Origin of the sequence: Peterkaempfera podocarpi (assembly GCF_042466665.1) — a bacterium.
Taxonomy (GTDB): Bacteria; Actinomycetota; Actinomycetes; order Streptomycetales; family Streptomycetaceae; genus Peterkaempfera; species Peterkaempfera podocarpi.
This window is the reverse complement of record NZ_CP162102.1, coordinates 4,766,147-4,786,067: the sequence shown is the minus strand read 5'-3', so window position 1 is coordinate 4,786,067 and position 19,921 is coordinate 4,766,147. Positions and strand designations below refer to the sequence as shown.

The following is a 19,921-nucleotide window of genomic DNA, read 5'->3' as shown; positions in this document are numbered from 1 at the left end:
CGGGATCAATGGTGCACATCGAATCGCCCACAAACCATCACACGAACGGGTGCAAACTGAATCACATGAAATGACCTTCCCGGCCGGCCACCCACATGAATGACAGCAGTGCCGGAAAAAGTCCGGGAATTCGAGTTTCAAGCCGGATAGGCATGGGTCTGGGCGGCCTTGACGGAAGCCCAGACCGTGGTGCCCAGGTGCAGGTCGAGGTCGGCCGCCGCGACGGCGGTGAGGTCCGCGGCCAGCGGGAGCTCACCGGTCAGGTCCACTCTGATGCGGTCGCCGCGGGTTTCCAGACCCGCAATCTCACAGCGCCACAGATTGCGGGCACTGGTACCGGCGGGGCGGTCCCGGTACAGGGTGACGGCACTCGGTGGAAAAGTGAGGAACGCCCGGCCGGCCAGTTCCCGGTCGGCGGTGACGACGGGACCGCCGTCCAGGTGCACCAGATGGCCTTCCGCACGCCCCTCGTAGAGGTTCAGCCCCACCAGGTGGGCGATGTAGTCGGTCCGCGGACGGCGGGCGATCTCGGCCGGGGTGCCCTCCTGCACGGCACGGCCGTGCTCGACGACCACCAGCCGGTCGGCCAGCACCATGGCGTCCAGCGGGTCATGGGTGACCAGGACCGCCACCGCCTCAAAATCGGCCAGATGACGGCGGAGCTGGGCCCGGACCTCCAGCCGGGTGCGGGCGTCCAGCGCGGCCAGCGGCTCGTCCAGCAGCAGCAGCCGCGGCCTGGTGGCCAGCGCCCGGGCCAGGGCGACCCGCTGGGCCTGTCCGCCGGACAGCCGCCGGGGACGGACGGACGCCTGCCCGGCCAGGCCCATGCGGTCCAGCAGCTCGGCGGCCCGGGTGCGGGCCTCGGCCTTGGACACCCCCCGGCACCGGGGGCCGAAGGCGACATTGTCCAGCGCGCTCAGATGCGGGAAGAGCAGATAGTCCTGGAAGACCACGCCGACCGGCCGGCGCTCCGGCGGCAGCCGCTCCAGGGGCTCGCCGTCCAGCAGCAGCCGCCCGGCGGTGAGCGGGGAGAGTCCGGCCAGGGCCCGCAGTGCGGTGGTCTTGCCCGCGCCGTTGGGGCCCAGCAGGGCCACCACCTCGCCGGGTCGGGCTGCCAGCTCCAGGTCCAGCCGGAAGGCGCCGCGTTCGACGACGAGATGCGCGTTGAGGCCGTCGTTCACGAGGCGGCCGCCGTCCAGCGGTCGCGCAGTCCGGCCAGCACCGCGACCGAGACGGCCAGCAGCACCAGGCTCAGCGCGATGGCCGCCTCCGGGTCGTTCTGCAGGGCGAGATAGACGGCCAGCGGCATGGTCTGGGTGCGGCCGGGGAAGTTGCCCGCGAAGGTGATGGTGGCTCCGAACTCACCCAGCGCACGCGCCCAGGCGAGGACCGCCCCGGCCGCCACGCCCGGCGCGATCATCGGCAGGGTGACCCGGCGGAAGGCGGTGAAGCGCGAGGCACCCAGGGTCGCCGCGGCCTCCTCGTACCGGGAGTCCGCAGCCCGCAGCGTGCCCTCGACGCTGATCACCAGGAAGGGCATCGCCACAAACGCCTCCGCGACGACCACCCCCGCCGTGGTGAAGGGCAGGGTGATGCCGAACGCCGAGTCCAGCCAGCGCCCCACCACGCCGTTGCGGCCCAGCGCCAGCAGCAGCGCCACGCCGCCCACCACTGGCGGCAGCACCAGCGGCAGTGTCACCAGGGCCCGTACCAGCCGGCGTCCGGGGAACTCGGTGCGGGCCAGCAGCCAGGCCAGCGGCACCCCCAGCACCAGGACCACCGCGGTGGCGGCGGTCGCGGTGAACAGCGAGAGCCGCAGTGCCTGCCACACCTCGGCGCTGGTCAGCCGGTGCGGCAGATCCCGCCAGGGGGCCCGCACCAGCAGGCCGACCAGCGGCAGCACCAGGAAGGCCAGGGCGAAGAGGGCGGGCAGCAGCAGCGGCAGCGGCGGCACCCGGGAGCGCATCCGGCGGACTCGGGGCGGAGCACCCTTCAGCGGTTCGGGGTTCACAGGACCGGGGTTCACAGCATCGAGGTTCGCAGCGCCGGGCTCCGCAGGGCCCGGCGCCACGGGGCCCGGCGCCACGGGATCCGATTGCGACGGGCCGGACGTCACGGGTTGAGGAAGCCCGCCTGGCTCAGCACCTTCCTGCCCTCGGCGGACTGGACCAGGGCGATGAAGGCCTTGGCCTCCTCAGGACCGGAGGCGTGCTTCAGCAGCACGATCGGGTAGTCGTTGACGGCCTTGGCCGACTCGGGGAACTGCACGCCGTCGACCTTGCCCGCCGCCGACTGCACATCGGTCCGGTAGACCACGGCGGCGTCCACCTCCTTCAGCTCCACCTTGGTCAGGGCGCCCTTGACGTCCTGCTCGTAGGAGACGGGGGTGAGCTTCAACCCGGCGGCGTCCAGGGCCTTCTGGGCCGCGGCGCCGCAGGGGACCTCCTTGGCGCAGAGCGCGACCTTCAGCCCGGACATCGTGGTGAGGTCCTTGAGAGTGGAGATCTTCTTGGGGTTGCCCGGGGCCACCGCGATCTCCAGCTGGTTGCGGACGAAAATCACCGGGGTGCCCACGGCCTCGCCCGCATCGGTGACGGTCTGCATCGTCTTGGGGCTGGCCGCGGCGAAGACATCGGACGGCGCACCCGCGGTGATGCTGGCGGCCAGGGTGTCGCTGCCGCCGAAGGAGAACACCACATGGCTGCCCGGGTGGGCCTTCTCGAACTCCTTGCCCAGGGCCGTGAAGCTCTCCTTGAGGGAGGCCGCCGCATAGACGGTCACCTCGCCGGTCATCTGGTCCGACGACGACCCGGACGACGCGGAGGAGCCACCGGAGGAGCAGGCGGTGAGCGCCAGCAGCGCCACGGCGCCCGCTGCAACACCCTGGAGGGCCCGTCGACGCGGGGAACGGATCATCACAGCTCTCTCTCCCTATGCTCTGCCGCTGCGGTCCTCGGACGGCCGGACCAAGCCCTTCGATCATAGGGCCGCAGATGCAACCCTTAGCTTGCTCATCTCATTGCATAAACCTAACGATGCACGGGCAGCGACTTGCATATGCGTTTTCGTGACCCCCGCCTGCGGGTAACGTCGTACGGGAGGTGCACGCCGATGAACCGGACCACCGCGGCCGCCGGGCCCCTGGCCCGGATGGAGCTGACCGGCGATCTCGCCCGCCCCGTCCGGCTCACCGTGCCCGACCTCTGCGCCTGGCCCCAGCACCGCATCCGGGTCTCCTTCGAGTGCGCCACCAGCGGCATCCAGCACCACCACTTCCAGGGGCCGCTGCTGCACGACGTCCTGTCCGACGCCGGCCCCGGCTTCGACCCGGCCCGGCGCAAGGACCGGCTGCGCTTCCTGATCGCCGTCACCGGAGCCGACGGCCACCGCGCCCTGCTCTCCTGGGGCGAGATCGACCCCGACTTCGGCCGTGCCCAGGTGCTGCTGGCGGCGCGCGCCGACGGCACCCCGCTGGACCGCCTGGGCCCCCAGCTGGTGCTGCCGCAGGACCGGTGCGGGGCACGGCACATCAGCGGCATCACCGCCATCCGGTGGACGGTCAGTACACGTCGCGGACGTAGCGCCGTTCGGCGGCGAGCTGCTTGACGCACGCGGCCGCCGCCTCCTCGTCCAGCCCGCCGTGCACCGAGGCGATGTCCCGCAGGGCCTGTTCGACGTCCCTGGCCATCCGGGAGGCGTCACCGCAGACGTAGAAGTGGGCACCGGCCTGCAGCCAGGACCACAGCGCGGGCCCCTGCTCGCGCATCCGGTCCTGCACATAGACCTTGGCACGCTGGTCACGGGAGAAGGCGGTGTCCAGGCGGGTCAGGGTGCCCTCGGAGTGGAGGGCGGACAGCTCCTCCCGGTAGTAGAAGTCGGTGGCACGGCGCTGCTCGCCGAAGAAGAGCCAGTTGGGTCCGCGGTGCCCCCGGGCCCGGCGCTCGGCGAGGAAGCCCACGAAGGGCGCCACCCCGGTGCCCGCGCCCACCATCACCATCGGGGTCGTGGGATCGGCCGGCGGCCGGAAGTGCGGGGCCCGCTGCACAAAGACCTGCATCGGGCTGCCCGGCTCGGCGTCGGCGAGATGGGTGGAGCAGACGCCCCTGCGGGGCCGGCCGCGCCGGTTCTCCCAGCGGACGACGGAGACCGTCAGCGACACCAGCCGGGGGTCGGCGAGCGGACTGGACGATATCGAGTACAGCCGCGGCTGGAGGCGCTTGAGGACCCCGGCCCAGTCCGCGGCGGTGGCGCGGACGGAGTGCTCGGCGACCACATCCACGGCCTGACGGCCCCATGACCATGCGGCGAGCTCGCCCTTGTTGCCGGGGCGCAGCAGTTTCTGCAGCTCGCGGTCGCGGGTCCGCTCGACGGTGAACCGCAGCAGGTCCGGGGTGATCCTGGTGATGTCCAGGTGTCGGTGCAGGGCCTCGCCGAAGCGGACCGGTCCGACGCCGGCCAGCTCCACCTCGGCCGCGGCGTCCAGTCCGGTGACGGCCAGCCACTCCGCGACCAGGCCGGGGGAGTTGACCGGATGCACCCCGAGGGCGTCGCCGACCTCGTACTCCAGCGGGGTCTCGCTGTCCCGGGTGTCGAAGGTGAACCTGCGGACCTCCTTGCCCGCCCCGGCGAGGCTCAGCAGCTGGTTGCCGCTGAGGCGGGCGGTGACGGGCGCGGGACGCGGGGAGCGTCCGGTGCCGGACACGGGCACCGGCGCGGCGATGTCCTGTGCGGTCGCGGCCGCCTCGGCGGTGCCCGGTGCCTCGGTGCCCGGTGGCTCGGGGGCCGGTGTGCCGGGGGCCTGCGTGTCGGGGGCCTGCGTGTCGGTGAGTGCGGCCAGGACCTGGTCCAGCCAGGCCAGGGCCGAGGGCTCGTAGTCGGGTTCGCAGTCCGTACGCGGTGCCAGCCGCACCGCGCCCAGCTCGTCCAGCCGCTGGTCAAGGCGCCGGCCGTGGGCGCAGAAGTCGTCGTACGAGGAGTCGCCCAGCGCCAGCACGGCATAGCGCACCCCGTCCAGCCGGGCCGTGCCCGGGGAGGTCAGTGCCTCCCAGAAGCCGGAGCCGTTGTCGGGCGCATCGCCGTCGCCGAAGGTGCTGGTGATCAGCAGCAGGTCGGCGGCGGTCGGCAGGGTGCCGGGGTCGGCCTCGTGCATGCCGACGAGGCGGGCGCGATGCCCCGACCGGGTCAGTCGCTCGGCCGTGGTGGCGGCGAACTCCTCCGCGTTCCCGGTCTGCGAGGCCCACAGCACCACGATGTCCCGGCTGCCCGCCGCGGCGCCGCCGTCGGGGATCGGGGCCGCGGCCCGCTTTGCGGCACGCGAGTAGAGCCCGGCCAGCACCCCGTTGACCCAGAGCGCATGCTCGGGGCTGAAGGGCGCCCCGGCCGGCAGTACGGGCACCCCGGGCACGCCCGCGTCGATCCCGGCCAGAAAGCCCACCAGATAGCTGCGCTCCTCCTCGGTCAGTACCGGTGGCGCCACGGTGCGCAGCCCGAACACCCCCGCTGCGGGCGCCGGCACCGCGGCGGCCGGGACCGCCGGGACCTGCGCCGCCGGAACCTGCACGACCGGGGCCGGTGCCGCCGCGGGTTGCGGCGCGGCGACCCTGGTGAGCGAGACCGCGCACACCTTGAACTCCGGCTGGAAGGAGATCGGGTCCACCGCGTCGCTGGTGACCGCGTTGACGCAGCGGTACTCACCGAAGAGGTCGTTCCAGTGGAAGGGCGCGAAGCAGCACCCCTGCTGCACCCGCTCGGTCACCATCGCGGGCAGCACCGCCCGCCCGCGCCGCGAGGCGACCTCCACCGAGTCGCCCTCGGCGATGCCCAGCCTCTCCGCGTCCTCCGGGTGCAGCTCCACGAACGGACCCGGGTTGAGCCGGTTGAGCTTCGCCACCCGGCCGGTCTTGGTGAGGGTGTGCCACTGGTGCTGCAGCCGACCGGTGTTGAGCAGGAACGGGAAGTCGTCGTCGGGGAGTTCGGCGGGCGGCAGATGGGGGCGGGCGAAGAAGACCGCCCGGCCGCTCGCGGTGGGGAAGACCGGGCCGCCGTCCTCCCCCAGGTAGCGGATCGGATTGCGGTCCGGGCCGTCCTCGGTGACGGCCGGCCACTGCACCGACCCCCGACGGAGCCGCTCATAGCTGACGCCCCGCAGGTCATAGCCGGTCCTGGGGTTCCAGGCACGCTTGATCTCCTCGAAGACCTCCTCCGCGCTGCCGTACGAGAACCCCTCCTCGTACCCCATCGCGCAGGCGATCCTGGCGATGATCCGCCAGTCCGCCAGCGCCTCCCCCGGCGGATCCGCCGCCTGCTGCGCCAGGGTGAGGTTGCGCTCGCTGTTCACCAGGACGCCCTCGGCCTCCACCCACATGGCGCCGGGCAGCACCACATCGGCGTAGGCGTTGGTCTCGGTCTCGGCGAAGACATCCTGGGTGACGACGAACTCCGCCGCCTCCAGCCCCTCGATGACCGTCCGGCGGTTGGCCACCGAGGCCACCGGGTTGGTGCAGATGATCCAGCAGGCCTTGATGGCACCGTCCGCCATCCGCTGGAACATCTCCACCGTGCCCTGTCCGACCCCGTCCGGCCGGACGGTGCCCGGCGCCAGCCCCCACAGCTCCTCGGCGAAGGCGCGGTCCTCGTCCACCAGCACCGACCGCTGGCCGGGCAGCCCGGGGCCCATGTAGCCCATCTCGCGGCCGCCCATGGCGTTGGGCTGGCCGGTGAGCGAGAAGGGACCGCTGCCCGGACGGCAGATGGCTCCGGTGGCCAGATGCAGATTGACCAGGGCGTTGGTGTTCCAGGTGCCGTGGGTGGACTGGTTGAGCCCCATCGTCCAGCAGCTCATCCACTCCCCCGCGGTGCCGATCCACTCGGCGGCCCGCCGGATGTCCTCCGCCGGGATACCGGTGATCCCGGCGACCGTCTCGGGCGGGTAGTCCGCCAGGAACCCCGGCATCGCCTCCCAGCCCTCGGTGCGCTCCGCGATGAACGCCGGGTCGGTGTGCCCGTTCTCCACCAGTTGCTGGAGCAGCCCGTTGAGCAGCGCCAGGTCCGTCCCGGGACGGACCTGCAGAAAGAGGTCGGCCTTGTCGGCGGTGGCGGTGCGCCGCGGGTCGACGACGATCAGCCGGGCACCCGCCTTCACCCGTTCCATCATCCGCAGGAAGAGGATGGGATGGCAGTCGGCCATGTTCGAGCCGATGACCAGGAAGACATCCGCCTTCTCGAAGTCCTGGTACGACCCGGGCGGACCGTCCGCCCCCAGCGACAGCTTGTAGCCACTGCCCGCACTGGCCATGCAGAGACGGGAGTTGGACTCGATCTGGTTGGTCCGCACAAAGCCCTTGGCCAGCTTGTTCGCCAGATACTGCGCCTCCAGGCCGAGCTGCCCCGAGACATAGAAGGCGACGGCGTCCGGCCCATGGCTGTCGATGACGGCCCGCAGCCGCCGTGCGGTCTCGGCGATCGCCTCGTCCACCCCCGTCGGCTGCGGCTCGTCGCCGCACCCGGCGCGCACCAGCGCCGTGCCCAGCCGCCCCGGGGCGGAGAGCATGTCCGCCGTGGTGGCGCCCTTGGTGCACAGCCGCCCGAAGTTGGCCGGGTGCTCCCGGTCGCCGGACGCCTTCAGCACGGTACGGCGCCCGTCGGGGCCCATCGCCACATCGAGGACGATCCCGCACCCCACACCACAGTACGAGCAGACCGACCGCACCCCGGCGGTCGTGGTCCGCGGGCCCTGTGCGGTCACGGGCAACCCCTCTCCTACGGCTGACTCTGCCAATGCCGACCGTACGAACCGCCGGTTACACAGGTGTCACGCTCTGCCCCAACCTGCGGTTACGCCCGCCACACAACTGGGTGCCCGGCTCTGTGAGCCGGGTCCCGCCCCCGGGCATCCGCGACGGGCACGTCGTCGGCGACCCCGGCCGGTGCGATACCGCGGGCCACGCGGGGGCCGGCCGCCGTACTCCGGACGAGCCTGAAGCGTCATCCACGGGGGGATATGACGATGGATCGGAACGCGGTGTCACGCGGCCTGCGATTCGGCCTGCGGGCCGGAGCCGTACCGGCCGTGGTGTGGGGCGCACTCTGCCTGGTCGGCACCGTGGACCGGCTGCTCAGCGGCTCATGGCAGGAGGCAGCCGCGATTCTGGGGCGGGGTCTGCTCGCCGCCGCGGGCAGCGTGGCGGTGGGGGCGCTGCTGGGCGTCGTCACCGGTACGGCACCGGCGGTCGCACCGCCCTGGCCGACCTCTCGCGGCGCACTCCGGGGGGCGCCGGCCGCGCTGGTCGGCGGGGTGGTCTTCCCCGGTGAGCTCGTGGTCGTCGCCGTTGCCTCGGACGGCGGTTACGGACCGATGCTGCTCACTCCGGCCGCGGTTCCGGTGGTGGCCGGTGCTGCCGCTGCCTGCAGCGGGGACATCGCCGGGGGCAGCCGGCGGCACTCCTGGCTCTGGGTCCCTCGCGTGGCCCACGGCCTCGCCACCCTGTTCTCTGCGGACGGGAGTCGGGGCGGCAGGGCACGCCGTGCCCTGAAGCTGCTCCGATAGTCCGCCTCTCCGGACTCGGCCGGAGCGCTGCCGTCGTGCGGCAGCGGCAGCGGCAGCGGCAGCCGCAGCCGGCGGCGTGGCTGCCCGCTCCCGGAACAGCACGTTCGCGCAGGCCCCGGACCGAACCCGGTCCGGGGCCTGCGCCGTCACTGCCCCGAGCCCCGCCGGAGGGGGCCGGAACACAGCTCACTCCTTGGCGGTCGCCACAGTCACCGCCCGCACCCGCAGCGCCACGCGTCCCGGGACGGCGGTCGCCACGAGCGCGAGAAGTCCCGCCACGGCGACCACCGTGGCGTACACCAGCGGTACGACCGCGGGCGCCGCCCTGCCCGTCATACCGATGCTGAACGACGTCAGGACGGCCAGCGCGATGGCGCTGCCGAGGGCGGCGGCAAGGAGGAGCACCGACAGCGCCTCGGTGCGCAGCATGCGCAGCACCTGACGCCGGGTCGCCCCCGCCAGGCGCAGCAGTGCGAACTCCCGGACGCGCGCGGAGACCGACATGGCGAGCGTATTGACCACGGCGATGGCGGTGAAGGCCAGGACGAGGCCCATGGCAAGGAAGTTGACCTCGGCGTTGGCCTGCCGCCGCTGTGCCTGGAGCGTGTCGGCGGCCTCAGGGGTGAGGACCTCGAGGCCCGGGAGGTCGCGCAGTGTGTCCGTGAGCTGTGCCCCGGTACGTGTGGTGGCGACCAGGAGCGAGGAGGCGAGGGGATTGTCGACATGGCGCGCGATCAGGTCGTGCGCCAAGGTGAGGTCCCCGAAGCCGAGGCCTCTGCTGTAGACGGCGGCGACGGTCAGTGTGACGGGTGTGCCGTCGCCGAGCGTCAGCTGCAGGGAGCTTCCCGGCTTCACATGGAGTCGGTCCGAGGCCAGGTCGCTGACGGCCACGGTGTGCTCGTTGAGGCTGCCGAGCGTACCGGCGGTGACATCCGGGTCCCAGGTGCGGACGAGTCCGGCCGGGGTGACCCCCTGGGCTGCGTACTTGTCGAGGCCCACCCGGACGGTGGTGCGGACCACCTCGGTGACGACGTCGTGCCGTGTACGCAGCCGGCGTGCCGCCTCGGCCGGGACACCGGGCCCCCGGGAGGCGACCACCCAGCCGGCGCGCACGCCCTCGCGGGCCTGGACCCGGGCTGCGTCACTGAGGGTGGGCTGGACAAAGAGCACCGTGCAGGCCATGCCGATGAGCAGGGTGAGCGGGGTGACGACGGAGGCCATCCGGACGGCGTTGCCGCGGAGGTTGGCGGCGGCGAGCCTGCCGCCGGGGCCGGTCAGCCGCAGCGGTCCGGCGAGGAGCAGGGCTGCCGCCCTGACCAGGAGCGGCCCGAGCAGAGCGACCGATGCGGACAGTGCGATGACGGCCAGGAAGGTCACCGGTGTCGACGCGGGCTCGGTACGCAGCACGCTGAGGAAGGCGACCAGGGCGCCGCCGCCGGCGAGCAGCAGCAGACCCGCGAGGACACGGCCCAGGACGGGCCGGGCGTCCTCGGCCTGGGCCTCGGCGAGCGCCTCCGCCGGGCGGATCCGGGCGACCCGGCGGGAGGCGATCCGGGCGGCGGCCCAGGAGCCGAGCAGGGTCGCGGCAACCGCGGCCAGCGGCGGGAAGGCGCTGACGGTGGGCTGGAGAGTGGCCGGCACGGCATCCAGGGCGACGAACCTGCCGTACAGCCATCTGCCCAGGGGCAGCCCCAGCAGGGCCCCGACCGTGCCCGCGGCCGCACCGATGACCAGCGCCTCCCGGCCGAGCAGCCGGCGGATCTGTCCGGAGGTGGCGGCGACGGCGCGGAGCAGGGCGAGTTCACGGTGGCGTTGCTGCACCAGGAGCGAGAAGGTGCCGACGACCACGAGGACCGCCACCAGCAGCGAGGTGCCGCCCATCGCCCCGCCCACGCTGACCAGCCTGGTGCGGGCTGCTGCGGCATCCAGGAACTCCACCGGGCCGCGGTCGTCCCCGGCACTCACCTGGGCACCGGTGCCGTGCAGCGCGCTGGACACGGCCTGCCGCAGCCGCTCCGGGGAGGTGCCCGGGTCCGGGATCACGCCGAAGGCGGTGACCTGCCCGGGGCGGGCGGCGAGACGGCGGGCCTCGGCGGCGGCGAAGAAGAGCGGTGTCTGGTGCCGGACGGCCGTGGCGGGGGCGGCGATGCCGGAGATGCGGTAGGTGCGCGGGGCCTGGGTGGACTGGATGGTGAGGCGGTCGCCGCGTCCCAGGTGGGCACGGTCGGCGAGGTACCGGTCGATGACGACATCGGTGGCGGACTTGGGGGCGCTGCCCGTGACGAGCCGGTACGGCGTCAGCGCGGCGGACTCCCAGGCGTGCCCGTAGGCGGCCCTGCCGCCGGTGCCCGCGGGGATCAGCGGTTCGGCCAGGAACGTGACTTCGGGGATGACGCGGGCGGCGCCGGGCGTGCCGGCGAGAGTGCGTCCGAGGCCGGCCGGGAGCCAGGCGCGCTCGGCCATCGGCTTGGCCTTCCGCTTGACCTTGATCCGGCCTTTCTTGTGTGTGACGGTGCTCTGGTGGACGTTCTGGTCGGCGGAGACCACGACCGGGGACGCGGCATAGCGCTCGGAGCGGATGGTGCCGCGCAGCCCGGTCTCCAGGAGCGTGCCGCACGCGGTGATCAGGGCGGCCGCGCAGAGCAGAGCGAGAAAGGCACCGAGGAACCCTGCCTTGCGCGCGCGGACGGTCTTCAGGGCGTAGCGCAGCATCACGAGGGGTCGACCTCATCTCTGGTGGGCACGGGGTCGTGCTGCCGCCGGGCTCCGGCACGGCCGGCGGCCGCAGGTTCCGGGGCGAGGAGGGCGAGCACCCGGACGAGCGCCCGGGGCGCGGCGAGCTCTTCGACTCCGACCAGTGCTGAGCAGGCGTTTTCTGCCTCTGCGGGTTGGTGTGCACCGAGTTCCTGTGGCATGCGTACACACTCGTCTGCGCAGGGGCATCCGTGCATTGCGGCGGCCCGGCGTCCTCAGTGGGGGGCTGTCCCCACCCAGGGACGCCGAGCCGGGCACGGAGGCCGCCCGGGAGATGCCCGGCCGCTCTCGACCGGGACCCCGACCGCTGCGCAGGTGCAGGGGTGCCGGGCCGCGGCGTCTCACGTCACCTTGACGGCCTGTTCCCTTGCGCTCAGGGGCGCGTTCTCCCGGCGCAGAAGCAGCAGCGGCGTGGCCAGGAGGACGACTCCGGCGGCCGCGATCGCGGTGCGGGGGCTGGTGAGGGCGGCGAGCAGACCCCACCCGGCGGTCATGGCCGCGATGGCGAGGCTGCTGCTCACCGACCATGCGGACAGGGTGCGGGCGACCCGGTCGGGGGCGGTGTGGTCGAGCCGGAAGGTGGCCAGCACCGGGTTGAACACCCCGCAGCAGGTCACCAGTCCGAGCTGGACGACGATGATGAGGACGATCCCGGGGACACCGGGCTGGACGAAGGCCAGTCCCACCGGCCAGCAGGCGCGCAGGACTCCGGCGGTGAGCATCACCTTGCGCTGCCCGAACCGGGCCACGAGCCGGCCCGCGAGGCGTGAGCCCACCAGGCCGCCGACGCACGGGGCCGCGAACGCAAGACCGTACTGCCAGGGTGCGAACCCGAGGCGGCCCAGCAGCAGGACGGCGAGCAGCGGCTCGGAGGCCATGATCAGGCCGTTGACCACGATCGCGTTGAAGAACAGCGGGCGCAGCGCGGAGTGGGTGAGGATGTGGCGCCATCCCTCGAGCAGATCGCCTGCCCGCAGCCTGGGTGCGCCGGTCCGTGCGGGGTGGGGTTCCGTCCCGCCGATGGAGCGGATGCCCAGTGCGGAGAGCAGATAGCTGACCGCATCGACGCACACGGTCGTCACCGGGCCGAGCAGCCCGATCGCGGCACCGCCGAGCGGTGGTCCGACCACGGTCGCGGTCCATGTCGTGGACTCGAACCGGCCGTTTGCGACAAGCAGGTCCTCCGGTGGCACGAGCGCCTTCAGATATGCGCCGCTGGCGGCCTTGAAGGCGATGTCGGCCGCGGCGACGGCGACGGCGACGACGACGAGCTGGGCGAAGCTGAGCAGACCGAGCGCGAACGCGACGGGGACGGTCAGCAGCGCCGCGAACCGGGTCAGGTCCATCGCCACCATCACCGGCCGCTTGCGGCGGAACTCCACCCACGGACCGAGCGGTACCGCGACCAGGGCGCCCACCGCCCGCCCCGCGGCGGACAGCGCCGCCACCTGGGCCGGCCCGGAGTGCAGCACAAGGACCGCGATCAGGGGAAACGCACCGAACCCGAGCCCGGTGCCGTACGCGCTGATCGCATACGCCGCCCACAACCGTCCGAAGCGCCGCCCCAGCGCCCGCCTGCCTGCCATACCCAACGCAACCCTCGATCGGACCAACCACACGCTGACCATGGGCATCAAAGCGACCAGCGGTGGCCCGGATCAAACAACCCGTCCACCGGAGAAGCACAACCGCTGGTTGTGCGGATACCGTGACCGGCGTGGATCTCGATGCTGTGCGCACCTTTGTGGCCGCCGCGGACGCGGGACGGTTCCAGGACGCCGCCGCCGAGCTCGCGGTCACCCAGCAGGCCGTCTCCAAACGCATCGCCGCACTGGAGAGGATCCTCGGCGTGCGGCTCTTCACCCGCACCGCGCGAGGGGCGAAGCTCACCGTCGACGGACAGGCGTTCCTGCCCCACGCCCGTGATCTCCTCCGGGCCGAGGAGCGGGCCCTGGCCTCCGTCCGCCCCGGCCGCCGTGCACTGCGCGTCGATGTGATCGGCCGACGGCTCGCCCCGGCCACCCTGCTGCGCGATTTCCAGCGCGCGCACCCCGAGATCGAACTCGATGTCGTGACCCTCTTCGACGTCGAGGCGGCCGTCAACGCCATCCGCTCCGGCACGATCGACGCGTCCTTCCGCGCCGTCACCATGCCAGGCCGGCAACTCCCCGACGACATCGGGGCTGTCCGGGCCTTCGACGAACCCCTCCAACTTCTCACCGGGCCGGCCCACCAACTGGCCGCCGCCCACGGTCACGCCCGCCGAACTTGTCGGGCACCGCATCTGGATGCCCGGCATCGTGCCCGGAACCGAGTGGGCCGCCTACTACCACGACCTCGCTGCCGCGTTCGGGCTCACCATCGAGATCACCGGCCCCGATTTCGGCACCGAGCCCCTGCTGGACACCATCGCCGACTCCCGGTCACTGGCGACCCTCGTCGGCGAACGGACGCACCTCGTCTGGCCGGCCGACCACGGCCTGCGGCGCATCCCCGTACGGAACCCGACACCGGTGTACCCGCACTCACTGCTCTGGCACCGTGAGAACCCCCACCCGGCGCTCGCCGCACTCCGCGCCCACCTCGGCCACGGCCGGCCCGCCGCCACCGGCACCGGCACCGCCACCGGCACCTGGACACCCTCCTGGGCCCAGGGGTCAGGACCACCGCACCACCCGGCGCCGACGGCCCGGTGAGCGGGAGGAGCTGCGGCCTCCGGCGCACGATGACAAAGGCCCCGGACCGTTCACGGTCCGGGGCCTCTGAGCTGCTCATGCCCTGATCAGCGGGTCGGAGCGACCGGTCCGCCGAAGGACGGATCCGGGGCTCGTCGAGCGCGCGCGGCCCGGGGCGGCAGACGGTGTCGCAGGCGGGGGATCCCGCAGCGACGAGGGTGCTCACGTCGGCCGTCAGGAACCGATCATGAACACCCTCGTCCTGGGCCCGCAGGAATTCAGGACCGACCCGGCTGAGCCGGACCGACTACTTCCAGGAACCGTGGCGCGGGGCGCCGGCCGCCAGCTTCAGGTCCTGCTGGAGCGTGGAGTACGCAGTCTTGGGCTGCAGGTTCACGTCGTAGAGCAGGCCGTAGCCCTCGCCCTTGAACGTGCTCGGGATCCAGGAGTCGCCGTCGTGGACGCCCCAGGCCGTGAAGGAGATGCACTGGCTGACGAGCTCGCAGCCCTTGAGCAGCTCGGAGAACTCGTAGGGCTGGGCGAACTGGGCGAGCGAGCTGGTGGGCACCTGGTCGGTCGCGTTGTTGACGAAGGTGCGCACGTCGGCCTCGGTCACGGCGACCTTCAGACCCAGGTCGCCGAAGGCCTGCAGATCGGCCTGGTAGCGCTGGGCGTCGAAGCCGTACTGGGTGTCGAGGTGGCCCTGCTCGCCGATGCCGTCGATCGGGACGCCCTGCTTGCGCAGGTCCTTGACGAAGTTGTAGACGGCCTGGAACTTGACGTTGGTCCCGTCCTCGCCGGTGATGTTGTAGTCGTTGTACATCAGCAGGGCCTTCGGGTCCGCCGCGTGCGCCCAGCGGAACACGTCGGCGATGATGCCCGAGCCGAGGTGCGAGATCCAGAAGTCATTGGCGTTCAGGCCGTCGGCCTGCGGGGTCTCCCAGGAGTTGGCGAAGACCTCGTTGATCACGTCCCACTGCCAGATCTTGCCCTTGAAGTGCGAGACCTCGTCGGTGACGTGCTTGTGGAGGAGGTCGCGCAGCTGGGCGTTGCTGATGGTGCCGTTGTTGACCCCGGTGGTCAGCCAGCTCGGGACCTGGTTGTGCCACATGAGGGTGTGACCGCGGACCGCCTGCCCGTTCTGCTGGGCGGACTGCACCAGCTGGTCCCCGGCCTTCCAGTTGTAGACGCCCTGAGTGGGCTCCACAGCGTCCCACTTCATGGCGTTCTCGGCCGTGACCACGGAGAACTGGGTGTTGACGACGTCGGTGTAGGCCTTGTTGCTGCCCAGCTGGGCAGCGTCGACGGCGGTGCCGAAACGCAGGCCCTGCTTCGCTGCCAGCGCCCGCAGAGAGGTGTCGGCCGCCTTGCCGTTTCCGTTGGCGAACGCGACAGCGGCAGGAACCAGCATGAGAGCGGCGGCACCAGCGGCGACGACTGCGGATCTGCGTCGGAGCTTCACGGCAGACTCCTGGAAGTAAGTGGTCTCGAAAGTTTCGAGCCAAAGTTCGATCGGAGCTGCAAGTTAGACCCCACGATCTCGCCGAGTCAATGGTGTAGCACGGCTCAAATTCGCCTGAGACGACGTCTCATTTGGAGCCGGTGAGCGCATTACGGGCCGTCAATGCAGGTACTGGCGGACGCAGTCCTCGTCGCCGCGGGGCTCGGCAGGGTGGTGCCGGCGGCTCAGCATCAGGCTCGGACCGGTGGGCTCCGACCGAGGCCCGGAGTGCATACCCGTCATGGGCGCCTTAGCCGGTGACTCCGATGAACGAGGGCAAACAAACTCGTTCACGGATGAAGTGGACTTCCGGCTCCTACCTGACCTGATCGGCAGGATGAGGACCTTTCAGCTCTGCCCTTCCGGCGCACGCATCGCCACCGAGTCGATCACGCATCGGGCCCAGCCCAGTTCGCCATGCGCGCCGGGTTCGTCCAGCAGCAGGCGATGCAGCTCGGCCCAGACGCGCATCCGGCTCCACTCGGTGAACCGCCGGTGCGCGGTCGGCCCGGAGGGCCCGAAGACCGGGGGCAGGTGCCGCCAGGCGCAACCGGACGTGGCCACGAACACGATCGCGGCCAGTACCTCCCGGTCGCCGTACCGCCGCCGACCGCCGCCCTGCGGTCGAATCGGCGCGGCCGGCACCACGCGCTGGAACAGCTCCCACAGCCCGTCCGGAACCAGTCGCTCCACAATCGTCACGCCGGCAGACTACTCACCACGCCAAATGAGATTCCTTCAGGGCGGCGCCACGCGGTTGGCTTGCATACCTTCGCCTCACGACACTGTGATCGAAACTTTCGGATCCAGGGACTGCGACGTGAGCTCGCTGACCACGATCCGCCAGGGCATCCACCATCGACGGCACCCGGCGCCAGGCGGCCGACGGCTCTCCTCCCACCCCTGGCGGGGGCTCGGAACAAGAGTGGTGGCAGTTCGGGGCTGGGAACGACCTGCCTTCTCGGAGTGACACCAAGGCGGCTCGCGCGCTGCCACGGCAGACCACCGCAACGAGGGCGGGGCCGCAGCCTGACGCCCGGCGCGGCCGCGCGACGCTGCTGCCGGCGCCGGGGCGCCTGCCCGAGTGGTGATGGAGGTCCTGGGCCGCACCCGGATCTGCATCACGGTGAACCTCTGCACGCACGTCACGCAGGACACCCCGCGGGACGCCATGACGTACATGGACCAGCCGCTCGGGCGCCGCAGCAAGCACTGACGTCGCCCCGACGACTCCCAAGGGCCTCCCACGCTGATGCCGGCCGGTCATGCCGGAGGCCCCGGACCGATCACGGTCCGGGGCCTCTGTACTGCTCACGCGCTGAGCCGCGTGTCGGATTCGAACCGACGACCCTCGCTTTACAAGAGCGACGCTCTGGCCAGCTGAGCTAACGCGGCGTGGCTGCCGTCCGCAGCGGACCACGGCGGCACCGGGAGGAGTCTACCGGGGCAGGGGCGGTCGGTGTTCGGATTGGTCGGCGGGCGGGGCGGTATGGGGCGGGGTGTGACGAATGTGACGTGATCGATTCCGAAATCGATCGCCGGTTGATACTGACAAGCCCAGGTAGTGCCAGGTAGCGTCGGGCGAACCGGTTCACGGCCTGGGCTCGACCGCAGCGCCCGGACCGGCACCACCACACCTTTACTCGGATCGTCCGGCACGTTCCTGCCGGTGAAGGGGAGTCTGTCATGGCTTCTGTCACGTACGACAAGGCGACGCGTATCTACCCGGGCGGCGACCGCCCGGCCGTCGACGCCCTCGAGCTCGACATCGCCGACGGTGAGTTCCTCGTCCTGGTCGGCCCGTCCGGCTGTGGCAAGTCGACCTCGCTGCGCATGCTCGCCGGCCTGGAGGACGTGAACGGCGGTGCCATCCGTATCGGTGACCGCGACGTCACCCACCTGCCGCCCAAGGACCGGGACATCGCCATGGTGTTCCAGAACTACGCGCTCTACCCGCACATGACCGTCGCGGACAACATGGGCTTCGCCCTGAAGATCGCGGGCGTCAACAAGGCCGAGATCCGCAAGAAGGTCGAAGAGGCCGCGAAGATCCTCGACCTCACCGACTACCTGGACCGCAAGCCCAAGGCGCTCTCCGGTGGTCAGCGGCAGCGTGTCGCGATGGGCCGTGCGATCGTCCGTGAGCCCCAGGTCTTCCTGATGGACGAGCCGCTGTCCAACCTGGACGCCAAGCTCCGTGTCTCCACCCGTACCCAGATCGCCTCGCTGCAGCGCCGTCTGGGCATCACCACCGTCTACGTCACCCACGACCAGGTCGAGGCGCTCACCATGGGCGACCGGGTGGCCGTGCTCAAGGACGGCCTGCTCCAGCAGGTGGACACCCCGCGCAACATGTACGACAAGCCGGCCAACGTCTTCGTCGCGGGCTTCATCGGCTCCCCGGCCATGAACCTGGTCGAGGTGCCGATCGTGGACGGCGGCGTGAAGTTCGGCGACTCGGTCCTCAACGTCCCCCGCGAGACCGTCGGCGAGGCCTCCAACGCCGGCGACCGCACGGTCACCGTCGGTGTCCGTCCCGAGCACCTGACGGTCGTCTCCCCCGAGGGCCTGTCCAAGGAGGGCTCCGGCCTCGCCGTCACCGTGAACGTCGTCGAGGAGCTCGGCGCCGACGGCTTCGTGTACGGCTCGGCCCGGATCGGCGACGAGGTCAAGGACCTGGTGGTCCGCGTCCACGGCCGCCAGATCCCGATGAAGGGCGAGACCATCCACGTGGTGCCGGTCGCCGGCGAGACCCACGTCTTCTCCACCAGCAACGGCAAGCGTCTCAGCGCCTGACCCCGAGGCGCTGCCGGCAGGCGGTGCCAGGCTGTGAAGAGCCCCGCCGGAGCATGCTCCGGCGGGGCTCTTCACGTCGGTCTCCGCCAACTACGGTCAACGGCGCAACGGTTGGCCTTCACTCATCCGAGTTACGCAATGTCGTCATAGCGTCACGGGTCGCTACGATCCTCCCGTGAAGCAGCTCCTCCGCCGCATCGGCAAGACCATCGCATTCGTGCTGCCGGTCGTCCTGGTGACAACCGGCACCCTGGCCGTCACCCGCGTGCCCTGGGCCCCGCCGACCTCGAGCCAGCAGGTCCTGGCAGCCGCGGCCTCCGACGGCAGCATCGGGATCGCCCCTGCGGACAGCCACCGTCCGGTGCGGCGGCCCACGCCCCAGGAAGCCCTGCTCCAGCGGCTCCTGCACGATCTCGCGGTGCACGACCCCGGGTCTGCGCTGACCATGCTGGACCGCTCCATGCGCAGCCACCCGTCGCTCACCCCGCACTGCACCGAGCTGGCCCAGGCCCTCGGCCGCGCCGCGGTCCGCAAGTACCACGGTGACGTCAGGAAGGCCCGCTCCTACGCCCGCCCGGTCTGCGACGGCTCCTTCGCCGCCGGCACCATCGCCGGTGGTCGCTGACCACCCCCGTGGACGCTCCACCGGAACGCCTTGCTCCACCGGAACGCCTGCTCCGCCGGAGGCCGCGCTGAATCGGAACCCGTGCCCGCTGTGATCCGTCGAAGCCATGGAAGCCCCGCCGCATCCCCCCGCGGCGGGGCTTCCGTGTGTGCGTCCGCGCCCGGTGACCGGTGGCGGCGGGGTGCCGTCCGCGGAGACCGGGGTGGGGGAGGGGTGTACATCTACGCCCCTTAGGGTGGGCCCCATGACCGCTGACCTCACGCAGCCCCCCGCGGCGAACCCCGCCGCGCCGACCGTCACCCAGGCGGTGATCCTGGCCGGCGGCCAGGGGTCCCGGCTGCGTCCGTACACCGACGACCGGCCCAAGCCGCTGGTCGAGATCCCCGGCACCGGTACGCCGATCATCGGCCACCAGCTCGTGTGGCTCGCCGAGGAGGGCGTCACCGATGTCGCCGTCTCCTGCGGCCACCTCGCCGAGGTGCTCCAGGAGTGGCTGGAGAAGACCGAGCTGCCCGTCAATGTCACCACCGTGGTGGAGTCCGAGCCGCTCGGCCGGGGTGGTGGCCTGAAGTACGCGGCCAAGGCGCTGCCGCGTCCGGACGAGCCCTGGTACGCCACCAACGGCGACATCTGGACCCGTTTCTCGCTGCGCGACATGGCGGCCTTCCACCATGAGCGCGCCGCCGTCGCCACGCTGGCCCTGGCCCGGCCGCGCATCCCCTGGGGTGCGGTGGAGACGGACCGCTTCGGAAACGTCCTCGACTTCGTCGAGTCCCCGCCGTCGCCCTTCCTGATCAACGCGGGACTCTATGTCTTCTCCGCGGAGTTCACGGCGCTGCTGCCGGATGTGGGCGACCACGAGCGGACGACCTTCCCCCAGCTGGCCCGGGACCGCCGGCTGGCCGGCTACCAGCTGCCCCAGGGCTGCTACTGGCGAGCGATCGACACCGCCAAGGACCTCACCGAGGCGGCCAAGGAGCTGGCCTCGGTGCGCCGGGTCGGCGCGGACGACTGACCGGGCGGCA

At 71.8% G+C, this 19,921-nt stretch carries 13 protein-coding genes, 1 tRNA gene and 3 pseudogenes; 7 read left to right on the top strand and 10 right to left on the bottom strand.

Annotated elements, in window-relative coordinates; translation table 11 throughout:
• Positions 1-137: 137 nt before the first annotated feature.
• The 3 genes from AB0761_RS21080 to modA all read right to left on the bottom strand — a co-directional run bounded on the left by AB0761_RS21080 (position 138) and on the right by modA (position 2,916).
• Complete coding sequence (locus AB0761_RS21080; RefSeq protein WP_377270646.1) at positions 138-1,181, bottom strand: ABC transporter ATP-binding protein; 1,044 nt, start codon at positions 1,179-1,181, stop codon at positions 138-140.
• A complete protein-coding gene (locus AB0761_RS21075) occupies positions 1,178-1,966 on the bottom strand; it encodes an ABC transporter permease (protein ID WP_377274237.1) in 789 nt (262 codons plus the stop codon). The genes AB0761_RS21080 and AB0761_RS21075 overlap by 4 nt, the downstream gene beginning before the upstream one ends.
• Before the next feature lie 146 nt (positions 1,967-2,112).
• Entirely contained in the window at positions 2,113-2,916 is an 804-nt protein-coding gene (modA, locus tag AB0761_RS21070) for a molybdate ABC transporter substrate-binding protein (protein WP_377270644.1), read from the bottom strand.
• 195 nt (positions 2,917-3,111) lie between these two features.
• On the opposite strand from modA, the pseudogene AB0761_RS21065 reads away from it, so the two are divergent.
• Positions 3,112-3,581: pseudogene (locus AB0761_RS21065) on the top strand (molybdopterin-dependent oxidoreductase).
• Here AB0761_RS21065 and AB0761_RS21060 read toward each other — a convergent pair.
• Positions 3,560-7,744, bottom strand: a complete 4,185-nt coding sequence (locus AB0761_RS21060; RefSeq protein ID WP_377270643.1) for a molybdopterin-dependent oxidoreductase — start codon at positions 7,742-7,744, stop codon at positions 3,560-3,562. The pseudogene AB0761_RS21065 and the gene AB0761_RS21060 sit on opposite strands and share 22 nt — an antisense overlap.
• Before the next feature lie 261 nt (positions 7,745-8,005).
• On the opposite strand from AB0761_RS21060, the gene AB0761_RS21055 reads away from it, so the two are divergent.
• A complete protein-coding gene (locus tag AB0761_RS21055; protein ID WP_377270642.1) occupies positions 8,006-8,545 on the top strand; it encodes a hypothetical protein in 540 nt (179 codons plus the stop codon).
• Positions 8,546-8,731: 186 nt separating this feature from the next.
• Here AB0761_RS21055 and AB0761_RS21050 read toward each other — a convergent pair whose 3' ends face one another.
• The 3 genes from AB0761_RS21050 to AB0761_RS21040 all read right to left on the bottom strand — a co-directional run bounded on the left by AB0761_RS21050 (position 8,732) and on the right by AB0761_RS21040 (position 12,885).
• The gene (locus tag AB0761_RS21050; protein ID WP_377270641.1) at positions 8,732-11,260 is read right to left on the bottom strand and encodes an FtsX-like permease family protein; all 2,529 of its coding nucleotides are present in this window, start codon (positions 11,258-11,260) and stop codon (positions 8,732-8,734) included.
• Positions 11,257-11,460, bottom strand: coding sequence for a hypothetical protein (locus tag AB0761_RS21045; protein WP_377270640.1), 204 nt, complete (start codon positions 11,458-11,460; stop codon positions 11,257-11,259). The genes AB0761_RS21050 and AB0761_RS21045 overlap by 4 nt, the downstream gene beginning before the upstream one ends.
• Before the next feature lie 180 nt (positions 11,461-11,640).
• Positions 11,641-12,885 carry an MFS transporter gene (locus tag AB0761_RS21040; RefSeq protein WP_377270639.1) on the bottom strand — a complete coding sequence of 415 codons (1,245 nt, stop codon included), beginning with the start codon at positions 12,883-12,885 and terminating at the stop codon, positions 11,641-11,643.
• A gap of 131 nt (positions 12,886-13,016) precedes the next feature.
• On the opposite strand from AB0761_RS21040, the pseudogene AB0761_RS21035 reads away from it, so the two are divergent.
• Positions 13,017-13,995, top strand: a pseudogene (locus AB0761_RS21035) (LysR family transcriptional regulator).
• Positions 13,996-14,281: 286 nt separating this feature from the next.
• On the opposite strand, the gene AB0761_RS21030 reads toward AB0761_RS21035, so the two are convergent.
• Positions 14,282-15,436 carry an endo-1,4-beta-xylanase gene (locus AB0761_RS21030; RefSeq protein ID WP_377270638.1) on the bottom strand — a complete coding sequence of 385 codons (1,155 nt, stop codon included), beginning with the start codon at positions 15,434-15,436 and terminating at the stop codon, positions 14,282-14,284.
• A gap of 187 nt (positions 15,437-15,623) precedes the next feature.
• Positions 15,624-16,177 (bottom strand): annotated as a pseudogene (locus AB0761_RS21025) (transposase); the annotation flags it as partial.
• A gap of 382 nt (positions 16,178-16,559) precedes the next feature.
• On the opposite strand from AB0761_RS21025, the gene AB0761_RS21020 reads away from it, so the two are divergent.
• Positions 16,560-16,691, top strand: coding sequence for an integrase (locus AB0761_RS21020; protein WP_377270636.1), 132 nt, complete (start codon positions 16,560-16,562; stop codon positions 16,689-16,691).
• A 105-nt stretch (positions 16,692-16,796) separates the two neighbouring features.
• On the opposite strand, the gene AB0761_RS21015 is transcribed toward AB0761_RS21020, so the two are convergent.
• Positions 16,797-16,870 (bottom strand) — tRNA-Thr (locus AB0761_RS21015).
• A 291-nt stretch (positions 16,871-17,161) separates the two neighbouring features.
• Here AB0761_RS21015 and AB0761_RS21010 point away from each other — a divergent pair.
• The 3 genes from AB0761_RS21010 to AB0761_RS21000 all read left to right on the top strand — a co-directional run bounded on the left by AB0761_RS21010 (position 17,162) and on the right by AB0761_RS21000 (position 19,911).
• The gene (locus AB0761_RS21010) at positions 17,162-18,271 is read left to right on the top strand and encodes an ABC transporter ATP-binding protein (RefSeq protein WP_377270635.1); all 1,110 of its coding nucleotides are present in this window, start codon (positions 17,162-17,164) and stop codon (positions 18,269-18,271) included.
• 175 nt (positions 18,272-18,446) lie between these two features.
• Complete coding sequence (locus AB0761_RS21005; RefSeq protein ID WP_377270634.1) at positions 18,447-18,896, top strand: hypothetical protein; 450 nt, start codon at positions 18,447-18,449, stop codon at positions 18,894-18,896.
• Between the two features lie 244 nt (positions 18,897-19,140).
• Complete coding sequence (locus AB0761_RS21000; RefSeq protein WP_377270633.1) at positions 19,141-19,911, top strand: NDP-sugar synthase; 771 nt, start codon at positions 19,141-19,143, stop codon at positions 19,909-19,911.
• Positions 19,912-19,921 lie beyond the last annotated feature (10 nt).

What these genes read in the sequence shown, in the direction of transcription:
- AB0761_RS21075 (WP_377274237.1), bottom strand. Translation starts at nt 1,966, where the DNA reads ATGCGCTCCCGGGTGCCGCCGCTGCCGCTGCTGCTGCCCGCCCTCTTC.
- modA (WP_377270644.1), bottom strand. Translation starts at nt 2,916, where the DNA reads ATGATCCGTTCCCCGCGTCGACGGGCCCTCCAGGGTGTTGCAGCGGGC.
- AB0761_RS21055 (WP_377270642.1), top strand. Translation starts at nt 8,006, where the DNA reads ATGGATCGGAACGCGGTGTCACGCGGCCTGCGATTCGGCCTGCGGGCC.
- AB0761_RS21045 (WP_377270640.1), bottom strand. Translation starts at nt 11,460, where the DNA reads ATGCCACAGGAACTCGGTGCACACCAACCCGCAGAGGCAGAAAACGCC.
- AB0761_RS21040 (WP_377270639.1), bottom strand. Translation starts at nt 12,885, where the DNA reads ATGGCAGGCAGGCGGGCGCTGGGGCGGCGCTTCGGACGGTTGTGGGCG.
- AB0761_RS21010 (WP_377270635.1), top strand. Translation starts at nt 17,162, where the DNA reads ATGGCTTCTGTCACGTACGACAAGGCGACGCGTATCTACCCGGGCGGC.
- AB0761_RS21000 (WP_377270633.1), top strand. Translation starts at nt 19,141, where the DNA reads ATGACCGCTGACCTCACGCAGCCCCCCGCGGCGAACCCCGCCGCGCCG.